The organism is Psychrobacillus sp. Z3-81 (genome assembly GCF_056620325.1).
This window is the reverse complement of record NZ_JBWQPU010000002.1, coordinates 128,090-152,753: the sequence shown is the minus strand read 5'-3', so window position 1 is coordinate 152,753 and position 24,664 is coordinate 128,090. Positions and strand designations below refer to the sequence as shown.

Genomic DNA, 24,664 nt, shown 5'->3' with positions numbered 1-24,664 from the left:
TTTTTAATTTATTTCTTTATTATACAAAAATATCGTAACGGAAAAAGGACTTTATTCGTCTAGTTCTATACCGAGAGTAATTTTTCCAGACAAACTAGTGAATTGGAGGAGAAACCATGAAGCAATCTTATCTGTTATTACCGTTCTTATTTCTTCTTGTGGCATGTGAGGAGTCTACACACAAAGAGGAAGCCAGTACGTCAGAGGTTTGGGTGGAGAATAAAGAAAGTAAAGCAGTTGCCGAAATAAAGAGCTCTAACGAGAAGACATTGGTACAAGATTCCCCTGAATACCTCGCTAAAAACATAGAGAGTTTATCGCTTGAGGATGCCGATACGGCATATGCATTATGTATGGCTGCACTGACTGACTATTACAAAGCTATCTGGAATGGCATAGAGAGCGATTTATCGTCTTACATTCAAAACGAAAATCTTAAAAGGTATACGGAGAAGAAGATTCAGTATCAAATGGAACTGTTTCAAGATTCTACAGATGATCCAGTGGAAAGCGTTGTCGAAAATCGGGAAGTGAAATGGGAAGTGGAATTTATCGAAGATGCAGATGGTGGCTTCCTCTATTTACATCTGCCTGTGGAAGTAAAAAAACAGCTCGGCAGTAGAGGCGAAGCAACTGAATTTCTTGTTCGCAACGTAAACGGGAAACTAGTCATTGCGGATTGGTATACTGGCGGAAAGGACAGCTATGACTTCCTAGTCCGCGGAGAAAATATAACTGTTAACAATCCTGACATTTGGAATAATGGTGAGTGGATACAGCAGCTAGAGAAAAGACAAAGCGAATTCTCAGGTTCCACTAGGTAAATAAAAGCAGAAAAAGACCAAGAAAACTTGGTCTTTACATATAGCTTGGAGGTAACATACCACCGTCGTCCTTCAACACACTTGGAGGAGTGTTAAAAATTTCAGGGGGAGCTGGCTTTAGCTTTGGTTTACCAGCAAAAGGTAGTGGATATTCAACATAATTGAAAACTCCCTCACCGTCCATGCTTGGTCCGGATGCCCATCTTCCCTCTGCGCTTTCATTCCCTTGAGAATAGTTGAACAGTGTATAGGCAACCTCTCTCTTTTCCAAGCTTTTCGGGAAAGTACTTGGTACGACAACATTCTCCTTAGCCTCTAGCTCTTTGATGGCTGCAATCCATTGGTTCTGGTGCATCGTATCTCGTGCAATCAGCCAGGACAGCATATCTTTTACGCCACGGTCATCTGTCATTTCATATAAGCGGCAAACCTGTAATCTCCCTTGTGATTCAGCGTTTAAGTTTGCACGGAAATCAGCTAGAAGGTTCCCACTTGCCACGATATAGCCTGCATTCCATCTATTCCCTACACTATCTGCAGGCATGGCACCAAGTCCAGACACAATCGCGTGCTGTGGGTTCATCCCTCCTAATATTGCTGCCATTACAGGATCCTTTGCAGCCTTTTCAACAGCTTCCACTGGAGCCCCATCAAGCAGTCTTGCAATCATCGTACACAACATCTCAATATGCGCCAGCTCTTCAGTACCTGTGTCCATTAGCAAGTCCTTATATTTCCCGTCTCCTCTTACATTCCAACCTTGAAACAAATATTGTAAGGCCACTGAAATTTCTCCGAACTGTCCGCCAAGTACCTCCTGTAGCTTGTTCGCAAAAAATGGATCTGGCCGTTCTGGCTTTGCATGATATTGCAGTTCCTTTACGTGATAAAACATGTATACCCTCCAATTCCTCTTTTCTTACCATCCTAGACTATGATAGGCCTTTATCTTCCGTTACCATCTGTTCAAATTTTATCTAAGTATTCTTCTATGTTACCCTTATAAAAAATATCTGCTAGGTCATACTGAAAATAGGAATTCGAAGGAGGAAAATCAAGATGAGTCTTAGTAAATCTACTGTTTCCGTTATCCCACTAGGTGGGGTCAACGAAATAGGTAAAAATATGTATGTCATTCAATCGGATGATGATATCGTCATTGTCGATTGCGGTGCCATGTTTCCAGATGAGTCACTACCGGGAATCGATTTAATTATCCCAGATATCACTTTTTTGAAGGAAAATAAAGATAAGATTCGTGCCATGATTATCACCCATGGGCATGAGGACCATATTGGTGCGATTCCTTATTTTCTAAGACAGTTAAATGTTCCTGTCTATGCTACAAACCTTACCCTAGGCTTGATAGAAATTAAGCTTAAGGAGCACGGCTTATTACGGGACACCAAGCTTTTAATGATCGATGAGGACTCTGTATTGCGCTTAGGAACTATCCGAACTACTTTCTTTAAGGTGAACCATAGTATACCCGATTGCTTAGGTGTTGCATTCCACACGGTGCATGGAACAATTGTCCATACGGGAGATTTTAAATTCGATTGGACACCAGTTGATATGGAATATCCAAACATTCATAAAATGGCTCAATTAGGAGACAGCGGCGTACTACTTTTACTTTCTGAGAGTACCAATGCTGAGCGACCTGGGTCTACCCCTTCAGAAGCGAAAATTACAGACCATCTGGAAGAGGCATTCCGAAAAGCCACTGGCAAGATATTTGTCACAACGTTTGCCTCAAACGTGGACAGGGTACAACAGGTTATAAACGCTTCTATTAAAACAAATAGAAAGGTTGCTTTACTAGGTCGTAGTATGGTGAATGTGGTAACCGTCGCTACAGATAGAGGCTATCTAAAAATGCCAGAGGGTATGCTTATCGAGAGGCATGAAGTGCAAAACCTTCCTCCTGAGGAGGTCACTATTTTATGTACGGGTGGACAAGGAGAGCCAATGGCAGCATTATCAAGACTGGCGACCTCCAGCTTCCGTGATATAGAGGTCCACCAGGGTGATACCGTTATTTTTGCAGCCGGTCCTATTCCAGGAAACGAAAAAAGCATCTCACGTATCGTAGACAATCTGTTTAAACTAGGTGCGAATGTGATCTACGGTTCCGGTAGTATTACGGGTATGCATGTATCCGGACATGGTTATCAAGAGGATTTAAAGCTGATGCTTGCACTTATGAAGCCCAAGTATTTTATTCCAATCCATGGAGAATACCGTATGCTCCACATTCATAGAGAGATGGCACAGGCGCTTGGTGTAAAGAAGCAAAACATCTTTCTCCTGAAAAATGGAGACGCAGTAGATATCCTGGGTGAAAATGAAGTATTGCAGACTCGTTCTGTCGATGCCGGAGATGTGTATGTGGATGGGCTTGGTATTGGGGATGTTGGTGAAATCATCTTACGAGACCGTAAGCAGCTCGCTTCAGACGGGATGATTGTCATTATTATGACCATCAGCAAAGCAAATGGCCAGCTTGTGAATTCTCCAGACACCATTTCCCGGGGGCTGACATATGGCGCAGACTCGGAGGAATTGATACAAGCGGTAAATAAAGAAGTTACTGGCGCTGTGAATAAAGCGAGTCAAAATAATCTCAATCAGCGAGTGCTCAAACAAAATGTGAAAAAATCTGTAGAAAAGCTGTTATACTCAAGAACCAAACGAAAACCAATGATATTGCCAATTATCATTGAGATATAGTAAAGGGATGAGTCAAAATGGAAGGTAATTATGAAGAAGAATTAGTGAAAGCAGGCTTTAAAAAATACGTTGGAGACGAAGTAGATATTTATTTCCATCCTACCAAATGTACCCATGCTGCTAATTGTATCAAATATTTACCCTCCACATTTAACGTGAACAGAAAGCCATGGATTCTACCAAACGGATCACGACGAGAGGACAACAAACGAGTAGTGAAAACATGTCCATCCGGGGCCTTGAAGTTTATAGAAAAATGGCCAGAATAAGAACAAGGCAAAGTCGTAAATCGGCTTTGCTTTTTTGTATGGCTATATCTTCGTTATCAGATACTTCCCTCCTCTTTTCTGTGTGACTTTTGAGAAAAATCTATATCTTCCAAGCACATAAATCAGTACAATAAAAAGGAACATATACTCAAAAAAGGAAGAGATAACATGCTAAATAATGCGGAATTAGAAGCAATACATACACTACAATTGCTTTGCGAAGAAACAGATGCAATCCAATTGAAGTTAAATTGGGATTCTTTACGAAACAGAGAGGAAAAGTTAGATTTTTTTCATTATGAAGATGACGTTCTTGTGGGGTTCCTAGGTCTATATCCATACGCATCAACTGTAGAGGTATGTGGGATGGTGAGTCCTACCCATCGGAGAAAGAAAGTGTTCTCTCGTTTGTTTGAGGAGGCAATGGAGCTAATCAAAGAAAAAAACTATGAAAAGATACTTTTAAATACCCCAGCCGGCTCCATAGCGGGCAAAGGTTTTCTCTCCAACATAGGAGCAGTTTATGCCTTTTCTGAATCTCAGATGAAATGGCAGCCTAAGGAGCTTTCCGTTGATAGTAATTTTCAGCTGAGACCGACCACTAATGATGACTATGAAATCCGGGTTCGCTTATTTGTAGAAGGCTTTGGGTTACCTGAAGAGGATGTCAGGGAGCTAAAAAAAGATGTGAAAAATATAGAAAACGTTGATCAGTTCATGATTGTAACGGAAGATGGTCCCATAGGCTATTTACGTGTAAAGCGAGAAAACCAAGAGGCTTGGATCTCAGGTTTTTCTATCCTGCCGGAGCACCGAGGAAAAGGAATTGGCGGAAGCGTTTTACGACACGTTGTAAAAGAAAATGCAGAGAAAGGATACTCTGTTCATCTAGAGGTAGAAACGAAAAATGAGCATGCATTAAAGCTCTATGAGTCTACTGGATTCTATGTTGTCCACGCACAGGATTATTATAGCTATAAGGTAGGATGACCTCCCCCTCCCATATACATTGAATAATCCTTAAGGAGGCTTTTCATTGAGTAAACAAGCATTTGTTATCACTTCTTATGAGCCGCAATATGCGGAGCAAACAGTGTCCATGTGGAGAGACAGCAAGGAAAAGGCGATTGGTCAAAAAGAAAAGCATAGCTTGGATAGCCATATCTATTTTTTAGATCATATATTACCAAAACAATTTGAGATCTACCTTGCGTTCATAGAGGATAAAGTAGTTGGAATGATTGCTTTTAATTCGAAAGAAATAAACCAGCTATACATCCACGTGGAATATCAGGGTTATGGCATTGGTCGTGCCTTGCTTCAGAAAGCAAAGGAACGATCAAGTGGTAGGCTGACACTACGTACATTTGAGATTAATACGAACGCTCAACGATTTTATGAGAAGAATGGATTTACTGTGGTTGGTAAGGGATATGCAAATGAAGAGAACTTAACCGACCTGGAGTATGAATGGCTGCGTGAATAGTTTTTTGTACCATTTATTATTTTGAAGGGTGATTTAAATATGAAGCGAAATCTATTGTTGTTAGGAATTGTTCTTTTAATAAGTCTAACAGCCTGTTCATCTAACGAACAAACTGTTTTGGAAGACGAGGCTATCTTTTATGGTGAAGGAGAATTTTGGAATGTAAGTTATATTTACGATCCTGAATTGTATGAGGAGAAAAAAGTTAATTGGGTTGAAATGGAATCTAAAGATGTCCAATTATCGCCCAAAGATCTAAGTAATATAGACATTGAATTTCAAGGTAGAGATGGAGTCCTCCTTGGTAATGCAGCTGATATGATTACCAAACTCGACGATAATGTCCTTTCCTTTTTAATCGGTACTGCTAATTTGGAAACTTATAAAGAGGATACATATACAATCACGATAACATTCAATGAAAAGCAGGATGTCATTAAATTAAAGTTTTTGGATTAGCGTTTATTGGAGAGAAAAGATATAAAAAATGAGCTAGGAACAGTTCCCCGCTCATTTTTGGACATATTGTACAGCGACCTTGAAGAATGATTCGTTTGATTACTTGTATGCCCATCCATTCAATTTTGGTGTCCCTTGCGTTCCAACTTCATATCCCTCTCGATTTTTTTAGTTTACTTTTAATCCATTTCGATTGTGCTCGTGCCGATTTTACAAGGCTTGGTTTATTTTCTTCCTTCCTTCCAGCTACTGGAGACACACCCTTTTCTTATATTTTGAGAAACAGACAAATTGTAAAATATACAAAGTTAGGAAAGAAGAAATCTTTTAATATACATGAGGTGATAAAAATGAAACAATTCACTAATATCTTTGTTGCTTTGATTCTGGGAGTATCCATCATTGTCTCTAGTTTTATTATTCGTGATACTTTTTCACATAAAGGAAGCGAAGAAATTCACTCGCAACCAACCTCTCATACAATATCTGATGTTATGACCCTAGCTCAACTGTCCGAATATCTACAGATAAGCGAAAAATCAATACAGAATATTATAAATGAGGATTCATTAACGAAAGCAAGCATGAGCTCTTATGATACGTATCGATTTATCCCCTACATCAGACTAGATAATCAAACACTCTTTTTAAAAGCTGAGATTGATGAATGGTTAAAGTATGAAAGTATCCACAACTAATTGTTATAACTTGATCTGAATAAAAACAAACGAGGAGACAATAAAGCTCATGCAAATTATGTCTCCTTTCCTATTCTGATAGATATGTATCATAGGTAGTTGCTATAAAAACTAAAATAATATTTTTTCTGTTCTTAATCTTTTTATAAATTTGTCTAAAGCTTCACTTTCATTATTAAATTTCTTAATAGAACCAGAAACCACACTAGCTCTTTCATCAGTTACATAAACAATCCATTCATTACCATCAGCTTTGATTCCTACTTCATTTTCTCTTAATGGATGTTCATCAAACCAATTGAAACGTGTTAGCATCTCGTTCTTAATTATTTCCTTTGCTTCAGCAAGTGTCATTTGTTTATTCACCTTTAATGTTTATTTAATCTTTTAAGCGTTCCAAAAAGCATATTTCTAAGCATACAAAGAGTAGCTATTATTTTAGCTCCCCTTTTTTACTATCATATAGATGCCTCCAAAAGTAATAATAACAATAAAGTATCGTCGGCAAGAGTGCAATACTAACAGAAGTCATTGCTAGTTCAATATAAAAGAAATTGATGGAAAATGACGGCTTATTCGCTTCAATAATATCCAGAATTGGATTAATCCCAAACGCAGCTAAAATTAAGATAAAAGCTAGTTCCATACCTGTATCTCGTACCACTTTTAACGCTTTTGGTAATTGAATTTCTTTTCCTTTGTATATAAATATAAATTCTAGAACAAAGAAATTATATAATTTTTTTTGAATTAGAAAACCCAATACGCCAATTAAAATGAACATAAATAAATGAATAATGGCCGTTTTAGTAAAGACATCTAACAGCAAATAAAAAGCTACAATTGTACTAAGTGATAAGAAAACAAAAAGTATATGTCGCAACGAGAATGCCTCCTAAAAAGCCTCTAATATATAGGTTTCCGTGTTCTCTTCCCCAAACTGATTGTCTTTCTTCTATATAAAAGGTGACTAATCCTTTTAAAGACAAGTCACCCATACTTACTTTCAGTAACAGAACATAACTATAGTACTTTCTTAAACTATTTCATCCATTCGTCAGCCAGCATGCCATATACGACATGATCCACGTAGTGATCATATAGCCATTCGGATTGTCTGATACGGCCTTCCTCTGTGAAGCCTAGTCTTTCAGGGATGGCACGACTTTTCTTATTCTCTACAGCCGCTCTAATTTCGACCCTGTTTAGTTTAAGCTCTTTTAAGGCGTAATCCACGAACGCTTTTACTGCCTTTGTCATTAGACCTAACCCTACAAAGTCATTTCCTAGCCAGTAGCCAATACTAGTGGATTTGTTGCTCCAGTTGATTGCATGGAAGCCGATTACTCCGGCAATTTTCCCATCATACCAAATCGCACACTGAATGCCATTGTTATTGGCAAACTGCTGCATGGTTGATTTAATAAAGTTTTCTGTGTCCTCAACCGTCTTTGTATAGTCTATAAACGGTAGCCATTCACGAAGAGTTTCCTTCGAATTAATCGTTAGCTGATAAAGTTCTTCGGCATCTCTCGGATCTAACAGCTTTAAATAGGTCTTGTCATCTAATGGATATGTAAACATACTATTTCCCCCTTTTGAATAGTGTATCGGGGCATTCGTCAGAAAACAAGCACAATTTAAGTTTACATAATATTATTATGTGTAATCAATTTATTGAATGGATTATTATCAATGACTTGTTGGATCTCTTTATTCTCTACATGGGTGTAAATCTGGGTGGTAGATACACTTGTATGGCCAAGGATATGCTGAAGACTACGGATATCCGCTCCACTACGGTACATAAGCGTTGCGCTAGTGTGTCTTAGCTTATGGGGAGTAATTTTCTGCTTCCCTAAACCAGATTCTTCATTTATTTTCTTAATAATTCTTGCCACAGCTTGTCGGGTTAGCCTTGTTCCCTTTTGTGATAAGAAGAGTGCTTTCTGCTCTCCCTTACCAGGTTTTCTTTCCTTCTCTATGTACGCCTGTAGGGCTTCCTTACATGCTTGGTTCAGGAATACGGTACGATCCTTGTCTCCTTTACCTGTGACATGGAGAACGTTTTCTTGAATTGAATCCATGTTTAGGCTACATAGTTCGGTTACTCGTAATCCAAGATTTAGAAACAGCATGACCATGCAATAATTACGATAATAATGACAGTTTTTCTTTATTCCCGTGAGGAAAACTTCTGCTTCCTTCAAGTCCATATAGACAGGCTTTCTCTTTCCGATTTTTGGTGACTCTAACTCTTCTGCAGGATTGTAATCCAGTAGCCTTCTCTTTCCTTTTAAATATTTAAAGAAAGACTTTAATGTCGCTGCTTTTCTTGCTCTGGATGCCGCGCTATTTTTCCTTTGTACCTCACAGAACTCTAAAAACAGATAAATATCCTCTAGTGATACCTTTCTTATCCATTCAATATCTATCTCACTTATATCCATCTGATTAGAAAATTCTATATCATCTTCTATTCCCTTTAGAAAACGGAAAAATAAAAGCAAATCGTATTCATATTCTTTACGTGTACGCATGGATTTCCCTTTAATCGTCGTTAAATAGATCAAGAAATCCTTTAAAATCCGCGGTGTCTTAGATGTCATTTTCACCCTCCTATGAGGTAATTTTCATACTATCTATTATAGTTCCCAAATATGTATTTGGGAACGTTTTTTATTTGTATAAAAAAAATCCCCTGATTAAGAGGATAATTAAGTGGACATATATGCTTTGATAGTAGCAAAATCTTTATCGATTCCATCCCTTACCTGATAAACGGTAGAAAAAACATTCTTTAGTTGATCCGTTTCTTCGTCCGTTAAAGACTTCCCTTCCCCTACCTTATATACAATAGAATTAATCCAGCCTATCCGTTGCCTAAAGTACGGTATCTTTTGCATATATCGATCTGCTATCTCAGGGTTAAAGAGCCTTCCCATATTGACAATTCCATTGTTCACATGATCCTCTGCATATAAAGTAGAGGCGACCAAAGGGATATAGTCCCTAGTTGTCTTAGCGTCAGTAATTTGTTTTTTATAATCATCTGTTAAACCACGTATTTTGTCCGTTAATCCGATAAGGTAATCTTTATATTCCTCGGACAACGATTTATTTACTTGAAAATAAGTACCTATCTCTCCTAGCTCCTTTAGCAGAAGCTTTAAGGATTCCAGTTTTTCATCCTTTATTTCTCCGTTCCCAAGCATGGTGTTAACTTTTTCGCTTACATATAATCTTTGTAAGTAGCTATAAAGTAAAACATAACCGTTGTATTGCAGCTGTACACTCAAACTATCACCCCTTAGTACAATGTACATAACTGTTCCCCATAATATGCTTCTTCAAACAGAATTCGTCCTAGAGGAATTTACTCATTATCATGAAGAAATTGTTGAAACCATTTCGTACATTGATTAGCTTGATGCCAATCGGATTTATCATCTAACCCCCAGCAAGCATACAGGGTACTCATTACAAAGCCGGTAAGTAGCAGTCTTTCTCTATCAAGGTTCAGCTCTTCTACTAGGATATCTATCCTTGTCTGCAGCACTTCTCTAGGAGAGGTCTGATGTTGCAGCTCATTAACCAGAAAGGATATCAAATCAAAATAGCTGTCACCGATAACGCCCTTTGGATCAATGACTGTCCAACCATACTTATCAGAATAAAGGATGTTTTGGTGATGTAGGTCTCCGTGCAGAAGGTGTAAATCACCTGTGTGATAAAGGATGTCATGAGCTAGCATTTTTGCCTGCTCTACCTGCTCATTTGGAAGCGGTCCGTTATTCTCAGGATATGTTAGTAAGTAACGGTCTAATGCATGAAACCAATCCTGGATAAGCGGAAAATCCTGATTGGATTGCATTGGCCTTCTTATTTTTTTCCATACCTTTGCAAACTCTTTTACAGCCACCTCCTCCTCTAAATCGAGAAGCATGTTCCCTGGTTCTATCCTCTCCAGTAGAAACGCACCATTCAATGCATCTTCCTTTATTACCTGGACACAGCTGGTCCCATCATAAAATTGTAACGTCCTGCATTCATTCGCAAAATCAAAGTTAGGCACCCCAAGCTTCAGAATGAGTGGCCTGTTTCCCTGGTCCCTAACACGTAATACATAATTATAGGAGAGGTTTTCTACCGGCCCTTCGGATACCAGCTTCCATTTATGTATATAGTAGTTCACCGTCTCATTTAGTCCTTCTAACCATTTGGCACCTTCGTCCCCAAATGCACCTATGATTTTCTCCTCAAAGTCCTTTTTCGTTCCCAACAAACCTCCCCCCCTTCGATTTGCTTAAAGTATTCTTAATAGTATAATAATAACAAAAGGGGTGAGTAGTGATGAAGAAGAATTTTGTGATTTTGTTTCTGTTCTTATTTGTTGCATCAATCATGGGAGGAATGTCCCTCCAAAATGTGTTTTCGATTTCTACTGTTGTCGGCTATGGGGCTGGTATAGTTTTTTTGTCAATCGCTATAACCTTAGCGATAAGGAATACAAGTTATTCGAAAGCTTAGGGTAACAATGTACACGGTAAGCAAAAACGCTCAATAGTTTAAATTGAGCGTTTTCTGTTTAATTTGCTATTCTTCTCATCTTCAACTAAAGCCTATATTAGTTGAAGATGATCTTTATTCTAACCAGTGTAGGTTCTTATTGCTTAATTATTTGTTCATTGATAAGACGTTCTTTATCATCCAAATTAAAAAGACCTGGGTCCCAGCTTGGAAGAACTCCATAACTTCCAATAATTTTACCTTCTAATTCTAATATGAATGCTTTCAAATGTTTTCCTTCGATATCCTTTTCTTTTAACTCGTATGAATACTCTGTAACTTCCTCACCTAAATACTCGCTCAAAAATGTTATCCCACTCGCTTCATAATTACTAAGCACTTCATCAGGCATATCTAATATATAAGTTTCAACTTCGGTTGACTCTTTAATATTCCATTCTTTGTTTGATAAATATACTTCGTGCTGTTCATTATGAGCTTCTTGACTACAAGCGGCAGTAAATAATACGACAATAAATAGTAAAAACAATCTCACTTTCATAACAATACCTCATCGCTTATAAGTGTGATTTACTGGACACCGATTTTAAAGCTAAATAAAGTTATTCATCACGTTTTCTAACGGAAGATTCAGTTAGAAAACAAAGCTCTCATTTCTTCCGGGACAAGTTTAACGTTTACGATTTTGTCTTCTGATTGATCTTCTAGAAGAGGTGCAAATTCAACCAGCAACATTTCTCCGTTGTCCATGGTGATTAGTTCGAAGTCTTTAAAATTTGCTCCAGCTGTCGAGATTTCTTTGAATTGATCAAACTCATCTTTTGAAATTGTATCCTCTGTACCATCATAGAATAGCTTCTGAAATGCCTCGTAATTTCGACTATCAATTTGATACTTCATAAAGAAAGCAGTTGCAAGGGCTTCTTATTATATTTTAAACCCAAGATAAAGCACATATGATTCTAATCATCAGATAGAATCATATGTGCTTTTCATTCGCTTTCTCTCTGTCTCTTCATTATTTAACCGTAATACTTCCATTATCGGTTTCGATTGTTACCTTACTCTTCCCTTTTCCAAAAACAGTGTGCTTATTGGAATGTCCATACACTCTTATTTTTCCATTGTCCGTATCTGCTTCAATTGTTGCGTTTGTAGGCTCTTCTTCGGTTTCAATCAATATTCTTCCATTATCGGTTTTTAGATTGATATCATGATTGAGGATTTTTGTATGGAGCTCGATACGACCATTATTCGTCATAGCCTCAATGTCTCCATCAACATGTTCCAAATGAATACGGCCATTATGTGTATTTGCATAAACTTTACTTTCTACTTCTTTGAAATAAATCCGCCCATTGTTTGTTTGAAAATGAATTTCCTCCGCCTCTATGTCTTCTACACTCAATGCTCCATTTTCACTTTCCGCCAGTATTTTTTTATAAGTCTTCTCAGGTACATATACATCTAGCTTATTGCTAAAAGGAGTAAAATTAATTCCGATATTGAACCATTTTCTATCCGTCAGCTCCACTTGAAGTGTATCTTTCCGAACATCAGCGGTGAACTTATACCTTGATTTACTCCTCATTTTCCCTTCAAATTTTACAGTTGTAGTAGAATCTGAGGTTGGGTATATATTGACCGATGCATTCTCCACCAATATTTCGATATTCTCAAAATTGTCCGTTAGGGTTATTTCATCTTCAGCATCCACCACACTATCTCTTATGCTAAAAAATATATTTAGCCCTGCGCCAAGTACCAAAATTCCTACTGCCAGGATGATGACCTTTCTCATATTCATCCTCATCCTCCCCTTTCTATTCTTAAGTCCATTATATGTAAATAAAGGAATAATTAAATCGACCGCTAGCGTGATTTACACTACGTCTCTAGACCTAGTTTTTCACAAGACTTCTGCCTAGGCTACTTGTTATCTCGTTTAACCTCTCTGTATATTCTGTCAGCTGCTCCTTCTTTTCTACCTTTATGTACATTGGCTCACCAAAAATGATGGTTGCTTTCTTTACTTTCCAAAATTCTTTTAATGTTTTTGGTCCCTCGTAATAGGCAGGAACGATCGGCTGCCTTGCAAGATTCGCAATAGTCACTGCACCTCTTTTCAACGGTGTACCCTCTGAAGCCCTAGTGCCATTTGGAAATATTCCAACTACCTCTCCATTCTTTAAAAGCTTTACTGGTATCTTAATACTGCTTGGAGAAGGATTTGACCGATCTACAGGGAAGGCATTAATTTTGTGTAAGAAATAGCCGATGAGCTTGTTTTTAAAAAGCTCCTTCTTTGCCATGAAGTGTACCGGTCGTGGTAGCACAATCCCCAATATGACAATCTCTAGCCATCCAGTATGTGGGCAGGTGACCAAATATCCTTGCTCCTTCGGTAAGAGATGCTCATTCTTTACTTCTACGTTTCCAATCGAACGAATAATAAGCTTTGCTAAATTTTTTGTGAATGTATACATGTTTTATTCCCCTATGATTCTCAATTTAGTATCTAGTGCTAATTGTAAACAGATATTTTGGGAAATACTAGGTCCAATTCATCTGGTTTTTGTATACCATTTAGGAATGAGCCGTTGGAAATGCTCAAACTGCTCCAATGTAAATTTGGTATACTGTTGGAACTTGTCCTTCTGCTCCAATGCTCCAATATGACCTCAAACTTCAGCAGAAACGATATGGATGGCTGCATATAGTCGGTGTAGTTCCCAAAATTCTATTGGGATAGGCTGATAATGATGATAGCCGTCTACTATTCCGCAAGCGAAATCTCGACTTTGCTGTACCGTAAAATATTCTAGCTTATAAAATTCGTTGATCGGATCCCCATAGGTTATTTTTTGAAGATCGATTAATCCGGAAAATTCCATACCATTAATCAGCACATTACCTGGATGAAAATCATAATGCTGTATAGCACTTGGACGATTGGCGAGTAACGAAATATTTTCATCAATAAAAGGCAGGACGCTTTGATAGCTAGGGTTATCGCTTACTATGGATTCAAAGCTGAGTTTGAGTCTATGGTATCTTTCTGTCCATCTTTTATCCCAAGCAGGATAATCGGAAGGAGCAGCTATACTATGCATATTTTTTAATGTCTCACCGACCTGGCCACCAATTCGATATTGATCTGCAGCCGCCAATTTGGGTAAAGCCACTTCCGCGTTTTCACCAGATAGGTAATCTAGAACCATATAATGTTTCTCTTCGAGTGTTCCTACCTCATAGACGAAGGGTATACGACAGTCTAGTTTATGTACTTCGTTAATGAGCAAAGCCTGTTGTTTAATCATTTCCAGGCTGTTAGGCGTTAGGCGAACTAAATAGGTATCATCCACTATCCATTTTTCATCATTAGAATAGCCCAGCTCAATTTTTTTGTAGGTACTTTTCTCTTCAAACATCGGTATTTGTAACTTCAAACTCGTTACCCCCTCAGCTATATTTTGCTTGCTTTTTTGCCACAGAAAACGGCAGTAAAATTCTCTAAAGAAATCTACTGCCTTGTCGTTAGGTATTACTTATTAAATCGAACGAATGTACTTTCAGACATTTAGGGTAAACATAATAACGCTGAAAACAATGACTTTAATAGCTGTAAAGATAACAGCTTCCTCTGAATCCCATCTATCCTATTCGTTAGACCGGGTTAATATGAGTTGCTTGCCTGTGATAAAGCTTGTTTGTCAAAATGGGAATTACTAAGTTCTTTTCCCCTCTAAATACTTAATAGCCAACATCGAATGATCTTGTATGATACCAGTATCTACAAAACCAAATGACTCGTATAATGCTTTAGCTATGACATTACTTGTGTGATAAAAGAGGGTGACATAGTCCGCTTCTCCATTTGGCTTAGCTTCCATTTCTATCAACATTTTTTCAAAAGCAAGTTTCCCGTATCCTTTCCCCTGGTAATGCTTATCTATCATCATATGCCAAATAAAATAGCTCTTCTTTCCATAAAAAGCTTCGTTTTCAAATGATTCATGATCCAGAGAGTCATAGATATACATCAAAAAACCAATCACCACTTCATTAGCATAAACCCCATAAGTAGTCGCTGGTATATTGTCTCCGTTTAACATATGAGCATCTGCAAAGCTTTTGAGATTAGTCGTTGTTATAAAGTCTTCCTGGTTTTCATCCACTTCAAGTGCTATTACTTCGTCTATGTTATCCCCTGTTATTTTCCGTAATTCAATCATGTTCTTCTCCTCTTCTAAATCAAGCTCTACTAATCCCAAACATTATCAAGCTTATCGGCATAAAAATGGATGGCTTTGTGATACTTATGTATTTCCTCGTCGTTAGAGGTTGTGGCTATCGTCTTTAATAGAATTTCCATCGCCATGTCTGCTTTTTCTAAATTATAGTAGGTCATCGCCAAAAAGATAGGGATGACTTTATTGTTTGGAAACTCATGAATGCCTCGTTGAAGCACCTGCTGTGATTCCTCGTATCTACCTAAAGTTCGATAAGTGCTTCCAAGGCCAACCAGTGCCCCCTCTAGCTCATTCCTCGGTAATCCAAGCTCTATTGCCCGTTCATAATAAGGGACAGCGCTTGCCTCTTCCCCAAGCACGTCAAAGCTCCAGGCACATTGATAATGTATAGAGGCATTGGTAGGCTCCTTAGCAGCCAATTGTACAAGCAGCTTGTTCGAGCCTGCTAAATCTCCTTCTGCTCGTAAAGAGAGTGCCTTATTAAGCTCAAGATCTTCCTTTCGGATGAAAGCGGAAACTTGATGAACCACTTGCAATCCAACCGATTTATACAAATGAATAGCAGCAGATTCCTCCGCACCGACAGATAACCTCACAGTATGCTGGCCCGATTGATAAAGAAAATAGAGTGCATGCTCGAGAAGCTGTCTACCAATCCCCTTTTTTCGGTAATCCGGATGAACCGCTATATACTCGACGTGTCCTTCTCCATGTAACGAATCCGACTCGACATAAACATAACCCATCAGCTTTTGCCCATCGGTTAATATAAATAACTTATGTTGCGGGTCATCTAGTCTTTCCAGAATCATCTTTGCAGAATAGTAAGTCCTTGGGAATTCGGTATCGTGGAGATCAACAAAAGCTTGCTTTACTTGTTCTTGATACTCCTCGATGCCATTTGAATACGATTGTAGAAAAGTATGTATCTTTGTCTCTAATATGAGGCTGTCTCCTTTCCAAGAAGCACCAATCTTTTGAGCAAATTCAATGGCAGCACGGTTCTCTATATTAATGAAAAGTTGGTATGTATGGATTTCCGGTTTTCTTAGCTCCTCCCACATGTCTCTCGCAATCTCTTGATAGATGTATGCTTCATCTACAAAAGGTCCCCATACTTCGGCTATTCCATCGTATTCATCGAATCCAAGAAAGCCAATAATTCGGTCGCTCTTCTTTCTGACAGCTATACTGTTACCGGAAAAATCCTCTTGTAAACTAGAAAGAATCTCCTCCTCATTCTCTCCACAAAAGCCAATGTGAGAGGTGGAAGAACTATTCATCTTGGCAATAAACCTAGATAACTCCTCTGCATTATATTTCTCTATCATCCCATGTCCCCCTTGCTACAAAACAATTACTTCTAGTATAAATCAAACGATGTCAAAATACTTTAAAAATTGTCATTTATATATAACTAATGGAATAAGCTCTATAAAATAAGAAATCCCATCCATTTCTGGACGGGGTTGTATAATATTATTTTGAATGATCCACGACGAACATTACTTAAGCGAAAGGTTTTTCAATAGAGGTTGGTCTTGGCACCTCATCTTCAAAGGCTACCTTATCAAAAAAGGTTGGTCTTGGTACCTCGTCTTCAAAGACTACTAAATCGTAAGCGGTCGGTCTTGGTACCTCGTCCTCAAAGACTACTAAATCAAAAGAAGTTGGTCTTGGTACCTCGTCCTCAAAGACTACTAAATCAAAAGAAGTCGGTCTTGGCACTTCGTCCTCAAAGCCTACTAGATCGTAAGCTGTTGGTCTTGGAACCTCATCCTCAAAGCTTATTAGATCAAAAGAAGTCGGTCTCGGTACCTCGTCTTCAAAGCCCACTAAATCAAGAGAGGTTGGTCTTGGAACCTCATCTTCAAAAGATAGCATAGAGGAAGAGCCAAAGCTAAATGTTAAAAAAACAGCCGAAGTTGTCAGAAAGAATGTTTTTTTCATTTATAAATCCTCCCATTTCATAATTGATTTTTGTTTAAATAAAATCTCATTTGCTTTTTGATAACACAAGTTTGCAGCCTTGAACTTATTTTTATTAAAATAAAAATTTGCCAAGAGAATGGAGTATTTTTGTATATGCCTATCGTCGTGGACAGATTCAAAATAAGAAATACCTTTTTTTAACCATTGTTCTAGTTGCTCAGACTGAAGATGCAATTCCTTATATATATGAAAATGATAGGTGTATTTCATGGTTTCATGTGGCCCATCATTATGTATACTACGAATACTTTCTAAGCCTGTCTCACACCAATGAAGGACCATTTCTGAATTCCCTTGTTTGGAGTATTCTTTGATAATGGAAAAAATGGTTATGAGATAGCCAATTGAGTTAGGATTGTTTTCCTTGTATTCAAGGCTTTCTTTAAAAAATTCTATGGCCTTTATCGGATCACGTTGAATGGAATATAGAGCTCCTAAATTTTGATAAATCATCCCATTATATTGGGGAAGCTTATAGTCAGCAGCCAATTTTTTAGCAAGGTTATAATATTTTTCCGATTCTCTGTAATTTTTCATATTCTTATAGGAGACACCCATCACAATATAGCTGTCGATTGCCCGCTCAAACAATAAGTGATCTTTATAAAAATTCTGAGATTTCGTCGCATAATGTATGGCGTTAAAATATTCCTGCTGTTTAAAATAGGCAAGACTTAATACATTGTAAAAGTCTGCAAGCTCCCATTCCTCATAATAAGAATGGTTCATGATACTCAAAGCCTTTTCTAGCTTTTGAAGGGATTGCTCGTATTCACCGTTAATATGATGATAAATCCCAAGGTTCAAATACATGATAAATTTTTGTTTATCATCGAATTCCTCTTCCATCTTTACGAGCACCTTATAATAGGGCTGTAAGGTGACGACCTCTTCATCCAAAATTAGAATTAACCGAAACATGTATAAATTATAGCTGTAAAAGTTTTTTAGATTGGAAAAGTTTATTTTTCTAATAGAATATTGTTCGAGCGTTTCTTTAATGTTCGAGCGGTCGCGTTTAATGATGGCATCCCTGTAATGACTATATAGGCTTTCAATTAACTTATACTCATCCTCTGCAGAGATGGTTTCAAGCTTGATTTGTAGTTTTTTTAGCAATGGCTTGACTACTTCCTCACTTGGAACTGTAAAATTATTTTCAATTTTACTTAAATAAGACGTTGAGCATATTCCTTCAGCTAATGTTGTTTGTTTTATATTTTGGTTAATCCGCTCCTGCCTGATGATAAGTCCTATGCTACTCATGAAAGCCGCCTCCTATGAAAGTAATATTTATTTATAGAATCTTCTATGAATATAACATATTTCCTTCAATTTTAATTCTCCCTTCTGAATCAAAAGAATTATGAAATAGAACGAAAACACGGTTTTATCGACCATTTGTAAAATTAGTTCACTGCATGCAGGAAAGTTTTCCTCAAAACCTACTGATATCTTCAAATTCGACATTCAATTTCACAACTTAATGTGTTTTCTTTTTATGTTTATATTTAGTAATATTTGGTTAATAACTCTTGGTATTTTACTTTTATTTGAAATTTCTGGGTAAGTTGTAAATTTAATAACTTTTTGTCCTTTATATAATAAACCTACTTTTATTCAAGCTATCACATAGCATGTTCACCGGACACAATTTATTGACAGCATATGGTGAAAGGAGTGATCAAAATGAGTAGTGATAAGCAAAGAATAATTGATGAATTTTTAAGTTATCCAGATAATCAAAAGCTCTATGATGATTATTTGGATAGCCAATCTGACGACTTAAAAGAGAAATTGGACAAAGAGTTTAAAAAGTTCTATCAAAATATCCGCATCCTTTCTTACGTAATAAAGATGCTTCATTACGAAAGCAAGAGGCTAGATAAAAAAGAACGAGATTACAGAAGAAAAAATGACTTGACCTTTGACCTATATTCTGAAAACTTTCAAATACCCTATGCCGATTTAATCAATGAGACCGACGATATAAGTGAAGTAATAACCTCTGAAAAATTGTTCCTCTGCATTCAAAATCTCTCCCAGAGACAGAAAGATATATTATCCCTTGTTTATATAAAACAGTTAACTGATAAAGAAATTGCAACAGAGCTTCAGATTTCTCAACAGGCCGTCTCTAAGTCGCGGAAGAAAATTCTAGAAATCATTCGAAAGGAGCTTTTATATGATTGATGCTAGCAATATTGTCCAGCTAATCGGTAATTTTGGTTTTCCTATTGTGATTACGATTTACCTGTTACATCGCTTTGAAAACAAATTAGAATCGCTCCGAAGCTCTGTCCATGATTTATCCGAATCCATCAGCCAAGCGACGCCTAAGAAGAAAGGAGGAAAAGCGAATGGATGACAAGGATATCCTAAAAGTGATCAGTCAGCTGGAACCAAAGCTAAAAAGCGTACTGCTTCAAACGAGTTACGAGCATAGAGAGGATTTAGAGCAGGAGCTAAAGGCACGAATCATTCATATTATTAAAAAGAAATTTACAAAAGATGTACCTGGATTCTTTGATATGAAAGGATAGGATAGGCAATCATACCATTATTGATTCATAATCCATAAAAGCTGTGGCGGCCTAACTGAACTTCGTCACAGCTTTTAGCTATGAATACGATCTAACGATATGGACAACTAAATCATTGACAAACGCAACTAAATCAAACCTCTGCGCAACTATGCTCTCCCAATTCGCAAGTAAATAGCTAAGAACCGCAAGTATTACCATTTTCATGGAAAAAATAAACTACTCACTTTGTCCCCCACTGTCTACTTCTCCTATCCCCCTTCCCCAATACACCATAAGTCACGATTACCAAGCTTTCTTCCAACCAATCACATCACATTATTAGTAGCTTTATAGAAATATTGGTAAGATGTTTATATAAATCTAAAAGGAGTTGTTTATATCTATGTCTAAACAGGTAGAACTAGGTAAAAGCGGTTTGTATGTCAATCCGATAGGTCTTGGTACAAATGCAGTTGGTGGACACAACCTTTTTCCAAATCTCGATAACGAAAATGGGAAGAATATCGTTCGAACAGCTATTGAACATGGTATAAACTTTTTAGATACTGCGTACATCTATGGACCCGAAACATCGGAACAGTTAATAGGTGAGGTTTTAAAGGAATCAGGTAATCGTGGGGACATTATTTTAGCAACAAAAGGTGCCCATAAGCTAGTAGACGGCAAAATGGAGGTTGATAATTCTCCTGCTTTCTTAAGGAAAACAGTGGAGGATAGTCTTAGAAGGCTCCAAACGGACTATATAGATTTGTTTTATATTCATTTTCCAGATGAAGCCACTCCAAAAGATGAAGCTGTAGGGGCTCTGCAACGATTAAAAGAAGAAGGAAAAATTCGTGCGATAGGTGTTTCTAACTTCTCTTTAGACCAGCTGAAGGAAGGAAACAAGGATGGCTATATCGATGTGCTTCAATCAGGCTACAACTTATTTAAACGTGAAGCCGAGGCTGATTTACTTCCCTACGTAAAAGAGCACCAAATATCCTTTATTCCCTACTTTCCTTTAGCTTCAGGTCTGCTAACCGGAAAATTTACAAAGGATAGCACGTTTACTGATGGTCGGGCAAAAAACCCGCTATTCCAAGGAGAAAATTTCATACAAAATCTCCAAAAGGTTGATCAATTAAAGGAATTAGCTGCTGAAAAATCAGTTAGTATTGCGAATGTAGTACTGGCCTGGTATTTAACACGTGATACGATTGATGCGGTTATTCCTGGAGCGAAGAAGCCACAACAAGTACTCGATAATTTAAAAGCCTTACAGGTAACATTAACTGATTCTGAAGTAGCTTTCATCGATGAAATTTTTCAATAAGCAAGGACGGTGCATGTATGAATATGTTTGTAAAAACCAAAGAACAAGAGGAATTAATGGAGCTTTTGTCTCCATTAATCCCCCTCTTTCAGCATAGAGAGCCTCACCTGGATAAACTCGGCTCCTTCCCTTTTGCAGATTTGGAGGATCTGCGAAATATCCAATACCATACGCTGACCTTACCAAAAGAACACGGTGGTCAAGGGCTAGGCTTATACGAATACATCTTAGCGCAAGAGGCAATATCAACTGGTAGTGGCTCCACTGGTTTATCAATCGGATGGCATAATGGAATCATTCTGGAGTATGCCGAGAATAAGCATTGGAACCCACAAATCGCTTCCTGGCTTCTACAAGAAATAAAAAATGGAGCAATTATAAACAGCGCTGCGACGGAAGAAAATGCAGGCAGTCCGACAAGAGGTGCCCTACCTAGAACAACAGTAAAAAAAAATGGAGATAAACTTGTTATTAATGGAGAAAAGACCTACACCTCGGCTGCTCCTGTGTTAGATTACATATTGGTCACTGCCACAAATGAAGATGATGAGGTTGTCATCGTGATTGTGCCTAAGGACGAAAAGGGTGTCACCATTATCGAAACCTGGGATATGCTTGCGATGAGAGGAACTGCTAGCCATACCTTACTTTTAGAGGACGTAACCGTTCCTTCTACTTATACCTTAAAAAAGTTAACAGGAAACGAAGCAATATCGAAAGGCTGGATGCTGCATATACCAGCATGTTATTTAGGGATCGCAACAGCTGCTAGTAATTGTGCTGTGAAGTTTGCCGCTTCCTATGTGCCTTCCTCTTTAGGGAAGCCAATCATAGTAACTCCTAATATCCAAGGAATAATCGGAGAAATGGAGCTAGAACTACAAACTGCACGCCACCTGCTATATGGCACAGTTGAACGCTATGAGCAAGCGGCAGATAAAAGGAAAATGGGAGAAGCACTAGATATTACGAAGATTGCTGTTACTAATGCCGCTATTCGAGTGGTTGATTTAGCTATGAAGATAGTCGGCTCTCGAGGACTTTCTGCCTCCCATCCTATGCATCGCTACTATTTAAATGTCCGAGCAGGTCTATACAATCCACCAATGGAGGATATGGTTAAAGCAAAACTGGCAAAAGAGCTGATAGATAGCTTACAGGAAGATTAGTTTCTAAAGTAGAAAAGGCTCCCTCTCGTTGTGAGAAGGAGTCCTTTTTATTTCCATATATAGGGAGTTTCCTGATAGACATAGTAATTGAGCCAGTTCGAAAATAAAAGATGGGTATGTGCCCTCCAAGTGTTCATTGGTTTATTGTGAGGGTTATTGTTAGGAAAATAGTATTTTGGCATATCAATCGCTAGTCCCTTGGCAAGATCTCGGTTATACTCATCGGCTAAAGTGTTTGCATCATATTCTAAGTGGCCAGTCACGAAAACTTGTTTTTTATCATCAGAAACTATCAAGAATACTCCCGCTTCCTCGGAAGATGAAATTACCTTTAACCTTTTCTCCTTTTGAATGCTCTCCAGCTCTATGGTAGTATAGCGGGAGACTGGTGCATGAAAGCAATCATTAAATCCTCTTACCAGTTCATCCGTCCCCATTAGTAGCTGGTGCGTAAAGACTCCGGAGCATTTTGCAATCAATGATTGTTTATTGATACCAAAATGGTGATAAAGAGCTGCCTGCGCCCCCCAGCAAATATGTAAGGTAGATGTCACATTCTTCGTGGTCCAATCCAGTATCTCTTGCATCTCCTGCCAATAATCCACTTCCTCAAAGGCAAGCTGCTCGACCGGTGCTCCAGTAATAATCATCCCATCAAATTTTTTGTGTTTTATTTCAGAAAACGTATGGTAAAAGCTATTTAAATGAGATTTACTTACATTTTTTGAATCATGGGTGGCGGTCCTTAAAAAGGTGATATCGACTTGCAAAGGGGTGTTCCCTAGCAATCTAAGCAGCTGGAGCTCTGTCTTTTCCTTTTCAGGCATCAGGTTCAAAATAAGAATAGAAAGTGGCCGAATATCCTGAGCGAGAGACCTTTCATTCTCCATCACAAAAATATTTTCTCCCCTTAACGTGTGTATAGCCGGCAAACCTCTTGGTATATTGATAGGCAAAGTAATCCCCCCTAATGATGAACTCTAACGACCAAAGCACAAGCAAAACCTGCTTTAGAAGTTTAACGCCCTCCCCAAAAACTATACTTGTACTTAGTGAAGTCCATTTTATGCGATAGATGTTCTTGGAAGAACTCTCTATACTCCTCTGTAATAGGAAATGTTCCAATAACGGGATGCTCACTGGATAAATGAAACACTTTTTGAAATTTATCCAGAGGGATATCTACTAGCTCCTCTTCTCCCACTATAAATTTGTCATTGAGTAGGCTCCATTGCATAAATCTAATTATCTGTTCTTCATCGATATAATAAGGTGAGTTCATTGGTTCAGGAAACAGTCTATTATGGAGACCGAATGCAACTGCTGACGAGCAATGAATTGAAGATCCAATATACATATAGTAATCCCAACCAAAATGGATAAAAAACATATCTTTGTTGTACAACTGGCAATCCAATAGCCTTCTTAACACCATCTTACATATCAACGGGATTTCCTCTAGAGTAACAAGCATATCCTCTTTTAAATCTAATTGGTCGAATGAAGACTCATATAAACTAGATTCCTTATCCAACCATGTAGTAGAGAGCTGCAAAATCCTCAATGTGGCTAAACCACTTTCCTCTAAGAATTTTAGGGCAGTATGGATATAGGCTTCTTCCACTTGAAGGTATTCACTTAATGTAAATTCTTTTCCATTGAACGTTTTACCAATTTCGGAAGGACAAGTCCACTCCTCTATTAAAGTGTAATGACCATAATTATCTCTATATGCTGGATTATATTTGGTTACTCGCCACTGGTTTTTGATAGAATCAGGCAATTTATTTCTCCTTCTTAAGAAATGATGATTTTATGCATTTTACCATAGTTCCTACAGAAATTGTTGGTCTTTAAAACATTTCGTGGAAATATTCAAAAAATGGTTTGGAGGAATCCAAACCATTTTCCATATTATCTATTCTACTGAATCTACGTAAAATTCCGCCTTTCCCCTATTCGTCCATTTTGGAGCTCTACCCTTTCCAGTGTCGTCTTCCCACTTCTGAATAAGCTTTTGCTGAAACAACGTACTTACATTGTCAGTTGTACGAATGCAATCGGGGCTTTTTTTACTGCCTGCAGCATAATAAGGTATATAATCAGGAGAAGTGTCCGCTTCCTTCATTTCTTGGAAGTAAGGCCAATATTGATGTGTTTTATTGTAACGGTGCTCGTATTCCTTACAGGAGGCTAATCCATATTGTATTAAAAATGCTGGAAAATCCTTATAATGCTTCGAAACTGGATGATTTGCATAGCCGGATTTCTTTCCTAATGCAATATCAAGTAGTATTTTACATTCCATTACTTGCTTTACAAGTCTACGATCATCGAGACTTTGCACGGACTTTTCAATGTCTTCTTCATATGGCAAAAAAATATTCATT

Annotated in this window: 32 protein-coding genes and 1 pseudogene; 13 read left to right on the top strand and 20 right to left on the bottom strand. The window is 37.8% G+C overall.

Annotated elements, in window-relative coordinates; all coding sequences use genetic code 11:
• The first annotated feature begins 116 nt into the window (after positions 1 to 116).
• Complete coding sequence (locus AC1ECF_RS02915) at positions 117 to 824, top strand: hypothetical protein (RefSeq protein ID WP_480387895.1); 708 nt, start codon at positions 117 to 119, stop codon at positions 822 to 824.
• A 34-nt stretch (positions 825 to 858) separates the two neighbouring features.
• Here AC1ECF_RS02915 and AC1ECF_RS02910 read toward each other — a convergent pair whose 3' ends face one another.
• The gene (locus AC1ECF_RS02910) at positions 859 to 1,719 is read right to left on the bottom strand and encodes a manganese catalase (RefSeq protein ID WP_480387894.1); all 861 of its coding nucleotides are present in this window, start codon (positions 1,717 to 1,719) and stop codon (positions 859 to 861) included.
• 164 nt (positions 1,720 to 1,883) lie between these two features.
• Here AC1ECF_RS02910 and AC1ECF_RS02905 point away from each other — a divergent pair, with 164 nt between their 5' ends.
• The 6 genes from AC1ECF_RS02905 (at position 1,884) to AC1ECF_RS02880 (ending at position 6,469) form a co-directional block, all read left to right on the top strand.
• On the top strand, positions 1,884 to 3,557 hold the full coding sequence (locus AC1ECF_RS02905) for a ribonuclease J (protein WP_480387893.1): 1,674 nt from the start codon (positions 1,884 to 1,886) through the stop codon (positions 3,555 to 3,557).
• Between the two features lie 17 nt (positions 3,558 to 3,574).
• Positions 3,575 to 3,826 carry a (4Fe-4S)-binding protein gene (locus AC1ECF_RS02900; RefSeq protein ID WP_480387892.1) on the top strand — a complete coding sequence of 84 codons (252 nt, stop codon included), beginning with the start codon at positions 3,575 to 3,577 and terminating at the stop codon, positions 3,824 to 3,826.
• Between the two features lie 168 nt (positions 3,827 to 3,994).
• Positions 3,995 to 4,816, top strand: coding sequence for a GNAT family N-acetyltransferase (locus AC1ECF_RS02895; protein WP_480387891.1), 822 nt, complete (start codon positions 3,995 to 3,997; stop codon positions 4,814 to 4,816).
• 46 nt (positions 4,817 to 4,862) lie between these two features.
• On the top strand, positions 4,863 to 5,312 hold the full coding sequence (locus AC1ECF_RS02890) for a GNAT family N-acetyltransferase (RefSeq protein ID WP_480387890.1): 450 nt from the start codon (positions 4,863 to 4,865) through the stop codon (positions 5,310 to 5,312).
• A 39-nt stretch (positions 5,313 to 5,351) separates the two neighbouring features.
• Positions 5,352 to 5,771, top strand: coding sequence for a hypothetical protein (locus AC1ECF_RS02885; protein WP_480387889.1), 420 nt, complete (start codon positions 5,352 to 5,354; stop codon positions 5,769 to 5,771).
• 350 nt (positions 5,772 to 6,121) lie between these two features.
• Complete coding sequence (locus AC1ECF_RS02880) at positions 6,122 to 6,469, top strand: helix-turn-helix domain-containing protein (RefSeq protein WP_480387888.1); 348 nt, start codon at positions 6,122 to 6,124, stop codon at positions 6,467 to 6,469.
• Between the two features lie 111 nt (positions 6,470 to 6,580).
• Here AC1ECF_RS02880 and AC1ECF_RS02875 read toward each other — a convergent pair whose 3' ends face one another.
• The 6 genes from AC1ECF_RS02875 to AC1ECF_RS02850 form a co-directional block, all read right to left on the bottom strand.
• Positions 6,581 to 6,823 (bottom strand): Imm59 family immunity protein, encoded by a 243-nt coding sequence (locus tag AC1ECF_RS02875; protein ID WP_480387887.1) that lies wholly within the window; start codon positions 6,821 to 6,823, stop codon positions 6,581 to 6,583.
• Positions 6,824 to 6,902: 79 nt separating this feature from the next.
• Positions 6,903 to 7,352: a hypothetical protein gene (locus AC1ECF_RS02870; RefSeq protein WP_480387886.1), complete on the bottom strand. Its 450-nt coding sequence runs from the start codon at positions 7,350 to 7,352 to the stop codon at positions 6,903 to 6,905.
• 158 nt (positions 7,353 to 7,510) lie between these two features.
• Positions 7,511 to 8,053, bottom strand: coding sequence for a GNAT family N-acetyltransferase (locus AC1ECF_RS02865; RefSeq protein WP_480387885.1), 543 nt, complete (start codon positions 8,051 to 8,053; stop codon positions 7,511 to 7,513).
• A 62-nt stretch (positions 8,054 to 8,115) separates the two neighbouring features.
• A complete protein-coding gene (locus tag AC1ECF_RS02860; protein WP_480387884.1) occupies positions 8,116 to 9,078 on the bottom strand; it encodes a tyrosine recombinase XerC in 963 nt (320 codons plus the stop codon).
• A gap of 108 nt (positions 9,079 to 9,186) precedes the next feature.
• The gene (locus AC1ECF_RS02855) at positions 9,187 to 9,768 is read right to left on the bottom strand and encodes a hypothetical protein (protein ID WP_480387883.1); all 582 of its coding nucleotides are present in this window, start codon (positions 9,766 to 9,768) and stop codon (positions 9,187 to 9,189) included.
• A gap of 77 nt (positions 9,769 to 9,845) precedes the next feature.
• Positions 9,846 to 10,751 carry an aminoglycoside phosphotransferase family protein gene (locus AC1ECF_RS02850; RefSeq protein WP_480387882.1) on the bottom strand — a complete coding sequence of 302 codons (906 nt, stop codon included), beginning with the start codon at positions 10,749 to 10,751 and terminating at the stop codon, positions 9,846 to 9,848.
• Between the two features lie 71 nt (positions 10,752 to 10,822).
• On the opposite strand from AC1ECF_RS02850, the gene AC1ECF_RS02845 reads away from it, so the two are divergent.
• A complete protein-coding gene (locus AC1ECF_RS02845) occupies positions 10,823 to 10,999 on the top strand; it encodes a hypothetical protein (protein WP_480387881.1) in 177 nt (58 codons plus the stop codon).
• A gap of 136 nt (positions 11,000 to 11,135) precedes the next feature.
• On the opposite strand, the gene AC1ECF_RS02840 is transcribed toward AC1ECF_RS02845, so the two are convergent.
• The 10 genes and pseudogenes from AC1ECF_RS02840 to AC1ECF_RS02795 form a co-directional block, all read right to left on the bottom strand.
• Entirely contained in the window at positions 11,136 to 11,540 is a 405-nt protein-coding gene (locus AC1ECF_RS02840; protein ID WP_480387880.1) for a hypothetical protein, read from the bottom strand.
• A gap of 89 nt (positions 11,541 to 11,629) precedes the next feature.
• Positions 11,630 to 11,899, bottom strand: a complete 270-nt coding sequence (locus AC1ECF_RS02835) for a hypothetical protein (protein ID WP_480387879.1) — start codon at positions 11,897 to 11,899, stop codon at positions 11,630 to 11,632.
• Positions 11,900 to 12,017: 118 nt separating this feature from the next.
• Entirely contained in the window at positions 12,018 to 12,806 is a 789-nt protein-coding gene (locus tag AC1ECF_RS02830; RefSeq protein WP_480387878.1) for a DUF4097 family beta strand repeat-containing protein, read from the bottom strand.
• Between the two features lie 94 nt (positions 12,807 to 12,900).
• Positions 12,901 to 13,485 carry a lysophospholipid acyltransferase family protein gene (locus tag AC1ECF_RS02825; RefSeq protein ID WP_480387877.1) on the bottom strand — a complete coding sequence of 195 codons (585 nt, stop codon included), beginning with the start codon at positions 13,483 to 13,485 and terminating at the stop codon, positions 12,901 to 12,903.
• A gap of 195 nt (positions 13,486 to 13,680) precedes the next feature.
• Positions 13,681 to 14,448 carry an aminoglycoside phosphotransferase family protein gene (locus AC1ECF_RS02820; RefSeq protein WP_480387876.1) on the bottom strand — a complete coding sequence of 256 codons (768 nt, stop codon included), beginning with the start codon at positions 14,446 to 14,448 and terminating at the stop codon, positions 13,681 to 13,683.
• Between the two features lie 279 nt (positions 14,449 to 14,727).
• A complete protein-coding gene (locus tag AC1ECF_RS02815; protein ID WP_480387875.1) occupies positions 14,728 to 15,234 on the bottom strand; it encodes a GNAT family N-acetyltransferase in 507 nt (168 codons plus the stop codon).
• Positions 15,235 to 15,263: 29 nt separating this feature from the next.
• A complete protein-coding gene (locus AC1ECF_RS02810) occupies positions 15,264 to 15,758 on the bottom strand; it encodes a tetratricopeptide repeat protein (protein WP_480388106.1) in 495 nt (164 codons plus the stop codon).
• Between the two features lie 30 nt (positions 15,759 to 15,788).
• Positions 15,789 to 16,316: pseudogene (locus AC1ECF_RS02805) on the bottom strand (GNAT family N-acetyltransferase); the annotation flags it as partial.
• Positions 16,317 to 16,761: 445 nt separating this feature from the next.
• Positions 16,762 to 17,202 (bottom strand): hypothetical protein, encoded by a 441-nt coding sequence (locus AC1ECF_RS02800; RefSeq protein ID WP_480387874.1) that lies wholly within the window; start codon positions 17,200 to 17,202, stop codon positions 16,762 to 16,764.
• On the bottom strand, positions 17,203 to 18,510 hold the full coding sequence (locus AC1ECF_RS02795) for a tetratricopeptide repeat protein (RefSeq protein ID WP_480387873.1): 1,308 nt from the start codon (positions 18,508 to 18,510) through the stop codon (positions 17,203 to 17,205).
• 423 nt (positions 18,511 to 18,933) lie between these two features.
• Between AC1ECF_RS02795 and AC1ECF_RS02790 the strand changes: the two genes are divergently transcribed.
• From AC1ECF_RS02790 to AC1ECF_RS02770, 5 genes are all read left to right on the top strand, one after another.
• Positions 18,934 to 19,437, top strand: coding sequence for a sigma-70 family RNA polymerase sigma factor (locus AC1ECF_RS02790; protein ID WP_480387872.1), 504 nt, complete (start codon positions 18,934 to 18,936; stop codon positions 19,435 to 19,437).
• Entirely contained in the window at positions 19,430 to 19,612 is a 183-nt protein-coding gene (locus AC1ECF_RS02785) for a YvrJ family protein (RefSeq protein WP_480387871.1), read from the top strand. Before AC1ECF_RS02790 ends, AC1ECF_RS02785 begins: the two co-directional genes overlap by 8 nt.
• Positions 19,605 to 19,787, top strand: coding sequence for a hypothetical protein (locus tag AC1ECF_RS02780; RefSeq protein WP_480387870.1), 183 nt, complete (start codon positions 19,605 to 19,607; stop codon positions 19,785 to 19,787). Before AC1ECF_RS02785 ends, AC1ECF_RS02780 begins: the two co-directional genes overlap by 8 nt.
• A gap of 385 nt (positions 19,788 to 20,172) precedes the next feature.
• A complete protein-coding gene (locus AC1ECF_RS02775) occupies positions 20,173 to 21,105 on the top strand; it encodes an aldo/keto reductase (RefSeq protein ID WP_480387869.1) in 933 nt (310 codons plus the stop codon).
• A gap of 17 nt (positions 21,106 to 21,122) precedes the next feature.
• Positions 21,123 to 22,274 (top strand): acyl-CoA dehydrogenase family protein, encoded by a 1,152-nt coding sequence (locus AC1ECF_RS02770; protein ID WP_480387868.1) that lies wholly within the window; start codon positions 21,123 to 21,125, stop codon positions 22,272 to 22,274.
• A gap of 47 nt (positions 22,275 to 22,321) precedes the next feature.
• On the opposite strand, the gene metA is transcribed toward AC1ECF_RS02770, so the two are convergent.
• The 3 genes from metA to AC1ECF_RS02755 form a co-directional block, all read right to left on the bottom strand.
• Positions 22,322 to 23,230: a homoserine O-acetyltransferase MetA gene (gene metA, locus AC1ECF_RS02765; protein ID WP_480387867.1), complete on the bottom strand. Its 909-nt coding sequence runs from the start codon at positions 23,228 to 23,230 to the stop codon at positions 22,322 to 22,324.
• A 62-nt stretch (positions 23,231 to 23,292) separates the two neighbouring features.
• The gene (locus AC1ECF_RS02760) at positions 23,293 to 24,057 is read right to left on the bottom strand and encodes a DUF7683 domain-containing protein (RefSeq protein ID WP_480387866.1); all 765 of its coding nucleotides are present in this window, start codon (positions 24,055 to 24,057) and stop codon (positions 23,293 to 23,295) included.
• A 135-nt stretch (positions 24,058 to 24,192) separates the two neighbouring features.
• Entirely contained in the window at positions 24,193 to 24,663 is a 471-nt protein-coding gene (locus tag AC1ECF_RS02755; RefSeq protein WP_480387865.1) for a pyrimidine dimer DNA glycosylase/endonuclease V, read from the bottom strand.
• Position 24,664: the final 1 nt, after the last annotated feature.